General features: G+C 66.4%; 10 protein-coding genes and 1 tRNA gene. 1 reads left to right on the forward strand and 10 read right to left on the reverse strand.

From position 1 onward, the window contains the following. The coding region (locus AB0K65_RS10725) for a response regulator (RefSeq protein ID WP_365715435.1) at positions 1-184 on the forward strand (184 nt) is incomplete at its 5' end. Here AB0K65_RS10725 and AB0K65_RS10730 read toward each other — a convergent pair. The 10 genes from AB0K65_RS10730 to AB0K65_RS10775 all read right to left on the reverse strand — a co-directional run bounded on the left by AB0K65_RS10730 (position 163) and on the right by AB0K65_RS10775 (position 13374). Beyond that, entirely contained in the window at positions 163-4062 is a 3900-nt protein-coding gene (locus AB0K65_RS10730) for a DNA-directed RNA polymerase subunit beta' (protein ID WP_365715436.1), read from the reverse strand. The two genes, AB0K65_RS10725 and AB0K65_RS10730, sit on opposite strands and share 22 nt — an antisense overlap. A 109-nt stretch (positions 4063-4171) precedes the next feature. Then, a complete protein-coding gene (rpoB, locus tag AB0K65_RS10735; RefSeq protein ID WP_365715437.1) occupies positions 4172-7654 on the reverse strand; it encodes a DNA-directed RNA polymerase subunit beta in 3483 nt (1160 codons plus the stop codon). Between the two features lie 543 nt (positions 7655-8197). Next, positions 8198-8581 (reverse strand): 50S ribosomal protein L7/L12, encoded by a 384-nt coding sequence (rplL, locus tag AB0K65_RS10740; RefSeq protein WP_365715438.1) that lies wholly within the window; start codon positions 8579-8581, stop codon positions 8198-8200. Positions 8582-8695: 114 nt separating this feature from the next. Beyond that, positions 8696-9226 (reverse strand): 50S ribosomal protein L10, encoded by a 531-nt coding sequence (gene rplJ / locus AB0K65_RS10745; RefSeq protein WP_365715440.1) that lies wholly within the window; start codon positions 9224-9226, stop codon positions 8696-8698. 266 nt (positions 9227-9492) lie between these two features. Then, a complete protein-coding gene (locus AB0K65_RS10750; protein ID WP_365715600.1) occupies positions 9493-10422 on the reverse strand; it encodes a hypothetical protein in 930 nt (309 codons plus the stop codon). Positions 10423-10568: 146 nt separating this feature from the next. After that, positions 10569-11297 (reverse strand): 50S ribosomal protein L1, encoded by a 729-nt coding sequence (gene rplA / locus AB0K65_RS10755; protein WP_147980739.1) that lies wholly within the window; start codon positions 11295-11297, stop codon positions 10569-10571. 79 nt (positions 11298-11376) lie between these two features. Beyond that, positions 11377-11811: a 50S ribosomal protein L11 gene (rplK, locus tag AB0K65_RS10760; RefSeq protein WP_030208950.1), complete on the reverse strand. Its 435-nt coding sequence runs from the start codon at positions 11809-11811 to the stop codon at positions 11377-11379. Between the two features lie 159 nt (positions 11812-11970). After that, positions 11971-12867, reverse strand: coding sequence for a transcription termination/antitermination protein NusG (gene nusG / locus AB0K65_RS10765; RefSeq protein WP_365715441.1), 897 nt, complete (start codon positions 12865-12867; stop codon positions 11971-11973). Between the two features lie 43 nt (positions 12868-12910). Beyond that, positions 12911-13198, reverse strand: a complete 288-nt coding sequence (gene secE, locus AB0K65_RS10770) for a preprotein translocase subunit SecE (RefSeq protein ID WP_365715442.1) — start codon at positions 13196-13198, stop codon at positions 12911-12913. A 103-nt stretch (positions 13199-13301) separates the two neighbouring features. Beyond that, a tRNA-Trp gene (locus tag AB0K65_RS10775) sits at positions 13302-13374 on the reverse strand. Positions 13375-13411: the final 37 nt, after the last annotated feature.

The following is a 13411-nucleotide window of genomic DNA, read 5'->3' on the forward strand; positions in this document are numbered from 1 at the left end:
CCGCATCCTCATCGTCGACGACGAGCCCGCCGTACGGGAAGCCCTGCGGCGCAGCTGCTCGTCCACGGTCCGGGACCAGGCGCCCCGGGAGGCGGGTACGCCGAAGGGCGGTCACCCCGTACGCAACGGGGTGACCGCCCTTCGGCGCTTCAAGCGACTCGCTTACTGGTTGTACGGACCGTAGTCGTAGTCCTCCAGCGGGACGGCCTGGCCGGAGCCGGTGCCGAACGGCGAGTAGTCGATGTCGTCGTAGCCGACGGCCGAGTACATCGCGGCCTTGGCCTCCTCGGTCGGCTCGACCCGGATGTTGCGGTAGCGGGACAGACCCGTACCGGCCGGGATGAGCTTACCGATGATGACGTTCTCCTTGAGGCCGATGAGGCTGTCGGACTTGGCGTTGATCGCCGCATCCGTCAGGACTCGGGTCGTCTCCTGGAAGGAGGCGGCCGACAGCCAGGATTCCGTCGCCAGCGAGGCCTTGGTGATACCCATCAGCTGCGGACGGCCGGAGGCGGGGTGACCGCCCTCGGTGACCACACGACGGTTCTCGGTCTCGAACTTCGAGCGCTCGACGAGCTCGCCCGGCAGCAGCTCCGCGTCGCCGGACTCGATGATCGTCACACGGCGCAGCATCTGCCGGATGATGATCTCGATGTGCTTGTCGTGGATCGACACGCCCTGCGAGTTGTAGACCTTCTGGACTTCGCCGACCAGGTGGACCTGGACCGCGCGCTGACCGAGGATCCGCAGCACGTCGTGCGGGTTGGTGGCACCCACGGTGAGCTTCTGGCCCACCTCGACGTGGTCGCCCTCGCCCACGAGCAGACGGGCGCGCTTCGAGATCGGGAACGCCGTCTCGTCGCTGCCGTCGTCCGGGGTGACGACGATCTTCTTGGTCTTCTCGGTCTCCTCGATGCGGACGCGGCCGGCCGCCTCCGAGATCGGGGCGACACCCTTGGGCTGACGGGCCTCGAAGAGCTCGACGACACGGGGCAGACCCTGGGTGATGTCGTCACCGGCCACACCACCGGTGTGGAAGGTACGCATCGTCAGCTGGGTGCCGGGCTCACCGATGGACTGGGCGGCGATGATGCCGACCGCCTCACCGATGTCGACCAGCTTGCCGGTGGCCAGCGAACGGCCGTAGCAGAAGGCACAGGTGCCGACCGCGGACTCACAGGTCAGGACCGAACGGGTCTTGACCTCCTCGACACCCGCGTTCACGAGGGCGTCGATCAGCACGTCACCCAGGTCGACGTTGGCCGGCGCGATGACCTTGCCGTCCACGACGACGTCCTCGGCGAGCATCCGCGCGTACACGGAGGTCTCGACGTCGTCCGTCTTCCGCAGGATGCCGTCGGCACCCTTCTCGGCGATCTTCAGCTTCAGACCGCGCTCGGTGCCGCAGTCCTCCTCGCGGATGATCACGTCCTGCGAGACGTCCACCAGACGACGGGTCAGGTAACCCGAGTCGGCGGTACGCAGGGCGGTGTCGGCCAGACCCTTACGGGCACCGTGCGTCGAGATGAAGTACTCGAGGACGGAGAGACCCTCACGGAAGGACGCCTTGATGGGACGGGGAATCGTCTCGTTCTTGGCGTTCGACACCAGACCACGCATACCGGCGATCTGCCGCATCTGCATCATGTTTCCTCGGGCACCCGAGTCAACCATCATGAAGATGGGGTTCGTCTTGGGGAAGTTGGCGTTCATGGCCTCGGCGACCTCGTTGGTCGCGCGGGTCCAGATGCCGATGAGCTCGTGAGTGCGCTCTTCCTTGGTGATGAGACCGCGCTCGTACTGCTTCTGGACCTTCTCGTCCTGCTCCTCGTAGCCCTTGACGATGGCCTTCTTGGCCTCGGGCACGACGACGTCCGAGATGGCGACGGTGACGCCGGAGCGGGTCGCCCAGTAGAAGCCCGACGCCTTCAGGTTGTCGAGCGTCGCCGCCACGATGACCTTGGGGTACCGCTCGGCGAGGTCGTTGACGATCTCGGAGAGCTGCTTCTTGCCGACGGAGTAGTCGACGAACGGGTAGTCCTCGGGCAGCAGCTCGTTGAAGAGCGCGCGGCCCAGGGTCGTCCGCAGGCGGAACGAGTCACCCTGCTGCCACTGCGGCTCGCCCTCCTCGGCGACCGGGGGGACCCAGCCGCGCGGGGGAACGGTGCCGATCGGGAAGCGGATGTCGATCTGCGACTGCAGCGCCAGCTCGCCGGCGTCGAACGCCATGATCGCCTCGGCCGTGGAGCCGAACGCGCGGCCCTCGCCCTTGGTGTCACGCAGCTCACCGTCGGTGGTCAGGAAGAACAGACCGAGGACCATGTCCTGGGTCGGCATCGTGACCGGACGGCCGTCGGCCGGCTTGAGGATGTTGTTCGAGGACAGCATCAGGATGCGGGCCTCGGCCTGCGCCTCCGCGGAGAGCGGCAGGTGCACGGCCATCTGGTCACCGTCGAAGTCCGCGTTGAACGCGGTGCAGACGAGCGGGTGGATCTGGATGGCCTTGCCCTCGACCAGCTGGGGCTCGAAGGCCTGGATGCCGAGGCGGTGCAGCGTGGGCGCACGGTTCAGCAGGACCGGGTGCTCGGCGATGACCTCTTCGAGGACGTCGTACACGACCGTGCGGCCGCGCTCGACCATCCGCTTGGCGCTCTTGATGTTCTGCGCGTGGTTCAGGTCGACCAGGCGCTTCATCACGAACGGCTTGAAGAGCTCCAGCGCCATGGCCTTCGGCAGACCGCACTGGTGCAGCTTCAGCTGCGGACCGACGACGATGACGGAGCGCGCGGAGTAGTCCACACGCTTGCCGAGCAGGTTCTGACGGAATCGGCCCTGCTTGCCCTTCAGCATGTCGCTGAGGGACTTCAGCGGACGGTTGCCGGGGCCCGTGACCGGGCGACCGCGACGGCCGTTGTCGAAGAGGGCGTCGACCGCCTCCTGGAGCATCCGCTTCTCGTTGTTCACGATGATCTCGGGGGCACCGAGGTCGAGCAGACGCTTCAGACGGTTGTTGCGGTTGATCACGCGGCGGTACAGGTCGTTCAGGTCGGAGGTCGCGAAGCGGCCACCGTCCAGCTGCACCATCGGACGCAGGTCCGGCGGGATCACCGGCACGCAGTCGAGAACCATGCCCTTGGGGCTGTTCGCGGTCTGCAGGAACGCGGAGACGACCTTGAGGCGCTTGAGCGCACGGGTCTTCTTCTGGCCCTTGCCGGTACGGATGATCTCGCGGAGGCGCTCGGCCTCCTCGTCCAGGTCGAAGGACTCCAGGCGCTTCTGCAGCGCCGCGGCGCCCATCGAACCGTCGAAGTACGTGCCGAAGCGGTCACGCAGCTCGCGGTAGAGGAGCTCGTCGCCCTCCAGGTCCTGGACCTTGAGGTTCTTGAAGCGGTTCCAGACCTCGTCGAGACGGTCGATCTCGCGCTGCGCACGGTCGCGCAGCTGCTTCATCTCACGCTCGGCGCCCTCGCGCACCTTGCGGCGCACGTCGGCCTTGGCACCCTCGGCCTCGAGCTCGGCCAGGTCGGTCTCGAGCTTCTTGGCGCGGGCCTCCAGGTCGGAGTCGCGACGGTTCTCGATCTGCTGACGCTCGACGGAGACGTGGGCCTCCAGCGACGGCAGGTCACGGGTACGACGCTCGTCGTCGACGAACGTGATCATGTACGCGGCGAAGTAGATGACCTTCTCGAGGTCCTTCGGCGCGAGGTCGAGCAGGTAGCCAAGACGCGACGGAACGCCCTTGAAGTACCAGATGTGGGTGACGGGAGCGGCGAGCTCGATGTGGCCCATCCGCTCACGGCGCACCTTCGCGCGGGTGACCTCGACGCCACACCGCTCACAGATGATGCCCTTGAAGCGGACACGCTTGTACTTGCCGCAGTAGCACTCCCAGTCCCGGGTCGGACCGAAGATCTTCTCGCAGAAGAGTCCGTCCTTCTCGGGCTTGAGCGTGCGGTAGTTGATGGTCTCCGGCTTCTTGACCTCGCCGTGGCTCCACTGACGGATGTCGTCAGCGGTGGCCAGACCGATCCGGAGCTCGTCGAAGAAGTTGACGTCGAGCACTATGCGTCAATCCCTCTCAGGGTTGTAAGTCTTGGGGTCTGATACGGGGGTCCTGGGGCCGGCCGGGGGCTTCGCCATGTGATGGCGCAGCCCCCGTACCGGACTCCCGTCAGACCTCTTCGACGCTGCTCGGCTCGCGCCGGGACAGGTCGATACCGAGCTCCTCCGCTGCGCGGAAGACGTCCTCGTCGGTGTCGCGCATCTCGATGGACATGCCGTCCGAGGACAGCACCTCCACGTTGAGGCACAGGGACTGCATCTCCTTGATGAGCACCTTGAAGGACTCGGGGATGCCGGGCTCAGGGATGTTCTCGCCCTTGACGATGGCCTCGTAGACCTTCACGCGGCCGGTGACGTCGTCGGACTTGATCGTCAGCAGCTCCTGGAGGGCGTACGCGGCGCCGTAAGCCTCCAGCGCCCACACCTCCATCTCACCGAAGCGCTGGCCACCGAACTGGGCCTTACCACCCAGCGGCTGCTGGGTGATCATCGAGTACGGACCGGTCGACCGGGCGTGCAGCTTGTCGTCGACCAGGTGGTGGAGCTTGAGGATGTACATGTACCCGACCGAGATCGGGTCCGGGAACGGCTCGCCGGAGCGGCCGTCGAACAGACGCGCCTTGCCGGAGGGAAGCACCATGCGCTCGCCGTCGCGGTTCGGGATCGTGTGCTGGAGCAGACCCGCGAGCTCGTCCTCACGCGCACCGTCGAAGACGGGGGTGGCGACGTTGGTGCCCGGGGCGACCTGGTCGGCGCCGATCGCCTGCAGGCGCTCGGCCCACTCGTCCGCGAGGCCGGAGACGTCCCAGCCGCGGCTGGCGAGCCAGCCGAGGTGGATCTCCAGGACCTGTCCCGGGTTCATTCGGGACGGGACACCCAGCGGGTTGAGGATGATGTCGACCGGGGTGCCGTCCTCGAGGAAGGGCATGTCCTCGATCGGAAGGATCTTGGAGATGACACCCTTGTTGCCGTGACGGCCGGCGAGCTTGTCACCATCGGTGATCTTGCGCTTCTGGGCGACGTAGACGCGGACCAGCTGGTTCACGCCCGGGGGAAGCTCGTCGCCCTCCTCGCGGTCGAAGACGCGGACGCCGATGACCTTGCCGGTCTCGCCGTGCGGCACCTTCAGCGAGGTGTCACGGACCTCACGCGCCTTCTCACCGAAGATCGCGCGGAGCAGACGCTCCTCCGGGGTCAGCTCGGTCTCGCCCTTGGGCGTGACCTTGCCGACGAGGATGTCGCCGGCGACGACCTCGGCACCGATACGGATGATGCCGCGCTCGTCGAGGTCGGCGAGGACCTCCTCGGAGACGTTCGGGATGTCCCGGGTGATCTCCTCCGGGCCGAGCTTGGTGTCACGGGCGTCGACCTCGTGCTCCTCGATGTGGATCGAGGAGAGGACGTCGTCCTGCACGAGGCGCTGCGACAGGATGATCGCGTCCTCGTAGTTGTGACCCTCCCACGGCATGAACGCCACGAGCAGGTTCTTGCCGAGCGCCATCTCGCCGTTCTCGGTGGCCGGACCGTCGGCGAGGACCTGGCCCTCGATGACGCGCGAGCCCTCGTCCACGACGACCTTCTGGTTGACAGAGGTGCCCTGGTTCGACCGGGAGAACTTGTGCAGGCGGTACGTGGTGTACGTGCCGTCGTCGTTCGTGGTGGTGATGTAGTCCGCGGAGACCTCCTGGACCACACCGTCCTTCTCGGCCTTCAGCACGTCGCCGGCGTCGGTGGCACAGCGGTACTCCATGCCGGTACCGACGAGCGGGGCCTCGGACTTAATCAGCGGCACCGCCTGACGCATCATGTTCGCGCCCATGAGGGCACGGTTGGCGTCGTCGTGCTCGAGGAACGGGATCATGGCGGTCGCGACCGACACCATCTGGCGCGGCGAGACGTCCATGTAGTCGACGTCGGCCGGCGGGACGTAGTCGACCTCGCCACCACGGCGGCGGACCAGAACGCGGGGCTCGGTGAACTGGAGCTCGTCGTTCAGGGTCGCGTTCGCCTGGGCGATGACGTAGCGGTCCTCTTCGTCGGCCGTGATGTAGTCGACCTCGTCGGTGACCTGGCCGTCGACGACCTTGCGGTACGGCGTCTCGATGAAGCCGAACGCGTTGACGCGGCCGTACGAGGCGAGCGAACCGATCAGACCGATGTTCGGGCCTTCGGGGGTCTCGATCGGGCACATGCGTCCGTAGTGGGACGGGTGCACGTCTCGGACCTCGAAGCCGGCCCGCTCACGGGACAGACCACCGGGACCCAGCGCCGAGAGACGACGCTTGTGCGTCAGACCCGACAGCGGGTTGTTCTGGTCCATGAACTGCGACAGCTGGCTGGTGCCGAAGAACTCCTTGATGGAGGCGACGACCGGCCGGATGTTGATCAGGGTCTGCGGCGTGATCGCCTCGACGTCCTGGGTGGTCATGCGCTCGCGCACGACGCGCTCCATACGAGCCAGACCCGTGCGGACCTGGTTCTGGATGAGCTCGCCGACGTTGCGCAGGCGGCGGTTGCCGAAGTGGTCGATGTCGTCGGTCTCGACGACGATCTCCCGGCCCGACTCGCCGACCGTCTCGGTCTCGCCCGCGTGGAGCTTCACGAGGTACTTGATGGTCGCGATGATGTCGTCGGTGGTGAGGACACCCGCGTCCAGCGGCTCGTCCGCGCCGAGCTTCTTGTTCACCTTGTAGCGGCCGACCTTCGCGAGGTCGTAGCGCTTGGGGTTGAAGTAGAGGTTCTCGAGCAGCGTCTGAGCGGCCTCACGCGTCGGCGGCTCGCCCGGACGGAGCTTGCGGTAGATGTCGAGCAGTGCGTCGTCCTGGCCCTGGGTGTGGTCCTTTTCCAGGGTGGCGCGCATGGACTCGTACTCGCCAAACTCCTGCAGGATCTGCTCGGTGCTCCAGCCGAGCGCCTTCAGGAGGACGGTGACGGACTGCTTGCGCTTGCGGTCGATGCGGACACCGACCATGTCGCGCTTGTCGATCTCCATCTCCAGCCAGGCACCCCGGGAAGGGATGATCTTGGCCGAGAAGATGTCCTTGTCGGACGTCTTGTCGATCGAGGAGTCGAAGTAGACGCCCGGCGAGCGGACGAGCTGCGACACGACGACACGCTCGGTGCCGTTGATGACGAAGGTGCCCTTGTTCGTCATGAGCGGGAAGTCGCCCATGAAGACCGTCTGGGACTTGATCTCGCCGGTCTCGTTGTTGGTGAACTCGGCCGTGACGAAGAGCGGGGCGCCGTACGTGAAGTCACGGTCCTTGCACTCGTCGATCGAGTTCTTCGGCGGCTCGAAACGGTGGTCGCGGAAGGTCAGCGACATCGACCCGGAGAAGTCCTCGATCGGCGAGATCTCCTCGAAGATCTCTTCCAGACCCGACTTCCTGGGGACGTCCTGTCCCGACTCGAGAGCTGCCTCGACGCGAGCCTTCCAGGCGGCGTTGCCGAGCAGCCAGTCAAAGCTCTCGGTCTGCAGCGCGAGGAGGTTCGGAACCTCGAGGGGCTCCTTGATCTTTGCAAAGGAGATGCGCAGCGGGGCGGTGCTGGCGCCGTTGTTCGTATTGGTCGAGGCGTTGCGCGAGGCGGCCAAGAGGGGGTCCTTCCGAGGGCTCGGACTCACTACGCGCGTACCGGTCCCAAGCGGTGCACAGAGACGGACGTTCCGGACAGAGGCCGAAAGGCCAGGTCAGGGCGGTCGTGTCCACGATGCTTTTGCGAGGGGATGCCCCTGGTGACGGGCAGGGGGCAGCTAACAGGCAGCGCAAAGGGTCAGTGTAGCCACTCGGCTCACTGATGTCCAGGGCGTGCTTTTCTCGACCCTCGTTGTTCTCAACTCCGCGGTACCACGCGCCGTGTGGCGCACCTCGATACTGCCCGTTCCGTCGTCGATCCATGCCTCGGATACGGATCGTTGTGACGACGCGTCCTGAGAATTGCGCGCTGCGTGCGGTTCGTCAAGGCCCCCCGGTCAGCGGGTGCGCACGGCGAAGATCACCATACTCCGCCACGGACGGGCCTCACGCCCCCCGACGCGCCCGTCCGGGGAACGCCGAAGGGCGACCACCCGGATGGGTGATCGCCCTTCTGAAGGCGCCTGAGCGGCGCCTGAGCGAGTCAGGAGACTCGCGGGGTGTTACTTGACCTCGACGGAGGCGCCGGCGCCCTTGAGGGACTCGGCGGCCTTCTCCGCGGCCTCCTTGGCGACCTTCTCGAGGACGGGCTTCGGCGCACCGTCGACGAGGTCCTTGGCCTCCTTCAGGCCGAGGGAGGTCAGCTCGCGCACGACCTTGATGACCTGGATCTTCTTGTCACCGGCGGCGGTGAGGATGACGTCGAACTCGTCCTGCTCCTCAGCAGCCTCGGGGGCGGCGCCGCCCTGGGCGGGGCCGGCAACGGCGACGGCCGCGGCGGCGGTGACGTCGAACTTCTCCTCGAAGGCCTTCACGAACTCGGAGAGCTCGATGAGGGTCATCTCCTCGAACTGGGCGAGGAGGTCGTCCTGAGAGAGCTTCGCCATGATGGGCGATCCTTCCACTAATTCGGCTGGTGCCGATGTACATGTAGGCGGGCGTACTGTCGGCCCGCTGCGACCGTCCCCCCTGATGGGGCGATGGTCATTGCGCGAGCCGAGTTACTCGGCACCGCCCTGCTCGGCGAGCTTGACGCGAAGCGCTTCCGCGGTGCGGACGAACTTCGACGGCAGCGCCTGGAAGAGCGAGGCAGCCTGAGACTGCTTGCCCTTGAAGGCACCGGCCAGCTTGCTGAGCAGAACCTCGCGGGACTCGAGGTCCGCAAGCTTCTTGATCTCGTCGGCGGACAGCGCCTTGCCGTCAAGGACACCGCCCTTGATGACGAGGTTCGGGTTGTCCTTGGCGAAGTCACGAAGACCCTTCGCCGACTCCACCGGGTCACCGGTGATGAAGGCAGCGCCCGTCGGACCGGTGAACTGGTCGTCGAGCGAAGTGATCCCGGCCTCGTTGGCCGCAATCTTGGTCAGCGTGTTCTTCACCACGGCGTACTGGGCGTTCTCACCGAGCGAACGACGCAGCGTCTTCAGCTGCGCCACGGTGAGACCCCGGTACTCGGTCAGCACGACGGCGCTCGAGCTCTGGAACTTGTCCTTGAGCTCGGCTACCGCGGCAGCCTTGTCGGGCCTTGCCATGAGCGTCGGCCTCCTTCCGGGTGATGAGGACCGCTCAGAAGGGGCTGAACAAAACAAAACGCCCCGGCGCAGGCGCACGGGGCTCAGCTCGACCGGATCGAACGATCCGGGAACTCTTCCACGGTCACCTGCGCGGGTCGCTCGCATCTCAGCGAATCCTTCGGCCGCCGCACCCTCTGACGAGAGAACGGCAACGACCAGCGGTCTTTGGCTTCTGTGGAAGAGTACGCGAAGGGATCGGCGGTGAGCAAATCCGCCCGTACGGCTCAGCTCTCGCCGAGGCCGCCCATCATCTCGGCCAGGTCGAACGTGTCCTCGGCCGGCGGGGCCTGGACGGAGGTCGTGGTGCTGTAGTCGGTGTAGTCGGCCCTCACCTGGAGCGTCCCCACGGCCATGGTCATCCCGACGACCATGCGCGACGGGTAGCCGTCGGCGTCGACCCAGACCTCGGTGTCGTAGCCCTTCATGCCGGCCGCCTCGACCTTGGCGACGAGTTCCTTGCGCTCCTTCTCGGAGAGAACCGCGGACTTCGCCTGGTTGGCGTCCAGCATCTGCTCGACGCTGAGCGTGCCCTTGTAGTGCTGGGTCTCGACGCCGTTGACCTTCTCGGCGCCCACGTGCTCGAGGTTCGGGGACTCCAGGAGCAGCGCGAGCTGCTTGGCCGGGTCCTGGTTCATCTGTCCGAGGGTGCCGTTCACCGGCTTCCGGAGCCCGGCGTCCCCGCCCTTCGCGGCGGCGCCCATGTCGAGCTTCATCCAGCGCTTGCCGTCCATCGCGGCGGCCCGCTCGGCACCCATGTCCATGTACATGACGTTGTCGAGCATGATCATGCGCATCCGCTCGGGGGCGCCCGGGTCGCCGGCCTTGAGCATGGAGCCCTTCATGGTGATGTCCATGACCCCGGGGTTCCACCCCTGGACACCGGTCATCTCCATGGTGCCGCCGCCCTGCAGGCCGGTCGGCATCGTCATGGTCATCTTCAGCTTCGCCGATTTCGCGGCCGACGTCTTGCGGTACGCGGCCTGGATGACCTTGGTGACGGCGTCGTGGCTCTGGAGCTGCGGCTCCGGCCGCGTCTTCGCGGGCGCCCCGGCGGCCTTCCCGCCCCCGTCGCCGTCCTGACAGCCCGCGACTCCGCCCAAGACGGCCACGGCCGTCAGGGAGACGCCCGCGCGCTTCCATGCGGACATGCTCATGAGTCCCCACCCCTTGATCTTCAGTTCGTCGGTCATCTGCACGGTAACCCACGGCACCGACGAGCCCGTACGCGAAAAAACCGGCCCCTCAGCCCCTCCGAGGAGGGACTGAGGGGCCGGTGACCACTCAGTGAGCCAGGAGAGGCTCAGACCGCGGCCGGGTCCTCCTCGACGAGGAGGTTGCGGGTGCGGTTGGAGTCCAGCGGGATGCCGGGGCCCATCGTCGTCGTCAGGGTCGCCTTCTTGATGTAGCGGCCCTTGGCGGCGGACGGCTTCAGACGGAGGATCTCCTCCAGGGCCGCGGCGTAGTTCTCGACCAGCTTCGTCTCGTCGAAGGAGACCTTGCCGATGATGAAGTGCAGGTTCGAGTGCTTGTCGACGCGGAACTCGATCTTGCCGCCCTTGATGTCGTTGACAGCCTTGACGACGTCGGGGGTGACGGTGCCGGTCTTCGGGTTCGGCATGAGACCACGCGGGCCGAGGACGCGGCCGAGGCGGCCGACCTTGCCCATGAGGTCCGGGGTGGCCACCACGGCGTCGAACTCGTTCAGGCGGTTGCCCTTGGAGATCTCGTCGATGAGCTCGTCGGAGCCGACGATGTCGGCGCCCGCGGCGATCGCGGCCTCGGCACGGTCACCGGTCGCGAAGACCAGGACCCGGGCGGTCTTACCGGTGCCGTGCGGGAGGTTCACGGTGCCACGGACCATCTGGTCGGCCTTGCGCGGGTCGACACCCAGGCGGAAGGCGACCTCGACGGTGCCGTCGAACTTCGTGGCGGCGGTGTCCTTGGCGAGACGGACGGCCTCGAGGGGGGCGTAGTTCCGCTCCCGGTCGATCTTGGCGTCCGCGCTGCGGAGAGCCTTGCTGCGCTTCACTTCTTCTCCTGTTGGTTCAGGTGGGGAGTCGTGGTGCGGACCAGCGCTGGTCCTACCACTGAGGTCACGAGGGGGGTGATCAGCCCTCGACCGTGATGCCCATGGAGCGGGCGGTGCCGGCGATGATCTTCGACGCGGCGTCCAGGTCGTTGGCGTTCAGGTCCGGCAGCTTGACCGAGGCGATCTCGCGGACCTGGGCGGCCGTGAGCTTGGCGACCTTGGTCTTGTGCGGCTCGCCGGAGCCCTTGTCCACACCCGCGGCCTTGAGGATCAGCTTGGCGGCCGGCGGAGTCTTGGTGATGAAGGTGAAGGAACGGTCCTCGTAGACCGTGATCTCCACCGGCACGACCATGCCACGCTGCGACTCGGTCGCGGCGTTGTAGGCCTTGCAGAACTCCATGATGTTGACGCCGTGCTGACCGAGCGCGGGGCCGACCGGCGGGGCCGGGTTGGCCGCACCGGCGTTGATCTGGAGCTTGATAAGCCCCGTGACCTTCTTCTTCTTGGGAGGCATTGCTCTCTCCGGGTCCTAGTGAGAGTGTTCAGCCCGCCATCCGGTCATCCGGATGGAGGCATACCGCACAACGATAACGGGTATAGACGCGCGGCTAAAAACCGAGCAGGTCAGAGCGGCTGCGAGAGCCACTCTGACCTGGTCGGAAACCTGTGTGGGTCAGTTCTTCTGGATCTGGTCGAAGCTGAGCTCGACCGGGGTCTCGCGACCGAAGATCTCGACGAGGCCCTTGACCTTCTTCGAGTCGGCGTTGATCTCGTTGATCGTCGCCTGGAGGGTGGCGAAGGGGCCGTCGGTGACGGTGACCGAGTCGCCGACCTCGAAGTCCAGGACCTGCACCTCGACCTTGCGGGCCGGAGCCGGCTTGCCCTCGGCCTCGGCGGCCTCGCGGGCGGCCTTCTCCTCGGCCTCGGGGGCGAGCATCTTGACGATCTCGTCCAGGGTCAGCGGGTACGGGTCGTAGGCGTTGCCCACGAAGCCGGTGACGCCGGGGGTGTTGCGGACGACGCCCCAGGACTCGTTCGTCAGATCCATGCGGACGAGAACGTAACCGGGCAGCTTGTTCTGCCGGACGTTCTTGCGCTCGCCGTTCTTGATCTGGACGATCTCTTCCTCGGGGACCTCGGCCTGGTAGATGAACTCCTCGACGTTCAGCGAGACGGCCCGCTGCTCGAGGTTGGCCTTCACCCGCTTCTCGTAGCCGGCGTAGGTGTGGATGACGTACCACTCGCCGGGCAGGCCGCGGAGCTCGTCACGCAGGGCCTGGACCGGGTCGACGGGAGCGGCGGGCTCCTCCTCGGCCTCGTCCTCGCCGGTCTCGTCGGCGGAGTCCTCGACGTCCTCGGCGGCCTCCGCGGAGGCGTCCTCGTCGGAAGCGTCCTCGTCGAGGTCCTCGGAGGCGTCCTCGTCGATCTCCAGCGCGGCCTCTTCGGCCGCCTCGCCCGCAGCGGCGTCAGCAGCCTCAGCCTGGTCCTCGTCGGCCGCCTCGACGATGTCGAGCTCGTCCTCAACGGACTCGACAGAATCGACGGGGTCGTTCAGGTTCGGGTCAGACACGGTGGCTGCTTCTTCCTGGATACAGATGGGGTGGAACAAGAAGTCAGCCGAAGACGTACTTGACTGCTTCCTGGAAGCCATAGTCAATCACGGTCACCAGACCGATCATGATGACAACGAAGACAATCACTACCGTGGTGTACGTCGTCAGCTGGCTGCGAGTAGGCCAGACGACCTTGCGGAGTTCCGCGACGATCTGGCGGTAGAAGAGCGCGAGGCGGCCCAGAGGGCCCTTCTTCCCGCGCTTGCCGCCCTTGCGAGTCTTCTTCTGAGACTCCGGCGCTTCGTCCTCGGCATCAGGCATGTCGATGGAGCCCACGGCGTCCGTCACGCTTCTCACCTGATCCCGGGTCATGGCAGTGCCGTGCCGGGTGGATCCGCACGGCGGTGCATCGAAGTACGTACATGCGCACACATCCTGGCGGTGTGTGTAGCAGGGCCGGAGGGACTTGAACCCCCAACCGCTGGTTTTGGAGACCAGTGCTCTACCAATTGAGCTACGACCCTTTGTGGCTTCCCCAACCTACCGCATCGTGAGATGTGG

It is taken from the genome of Streptomyces sp. NPDC053755 (assembly GCF_040677675.1).
Lineage (GTDB): Bacteria > Actinomycetota > Actinomycetes > Streptomycetales > Streptomycetaceae > Streptomyces.

Coding starts and splice junctions, on each gene's coding strand:
- rplL (WP_365715438.1), bottom strand. CDS start 8,581: ATGGCGAAGCTCTCTCAGGACGACCTCCTCGCCCAGTTCGAGGAGATG.
- rplJ (WP_365715440.1), bottom strand. CDS start 9,226: ATGGCAAGGCCCGACAAGGCTGCCGCGGTAGCCGAGCTCAAGGACAAG.
- AB0K65_RS10750 (WP_365715600.1), bottom strand. CDS start 10,422: ATGAGCATGTCCGCATGGAAGCGCGCGGGCGTCTCCCTGACGGCCGTG.
- rplK (WP_030208950.1), bottom strand. CDS start 11,811: ATGCCTCCCAAGAAGAAGAAGGTCACGGGGCTTATCAAGCTCCAGATC.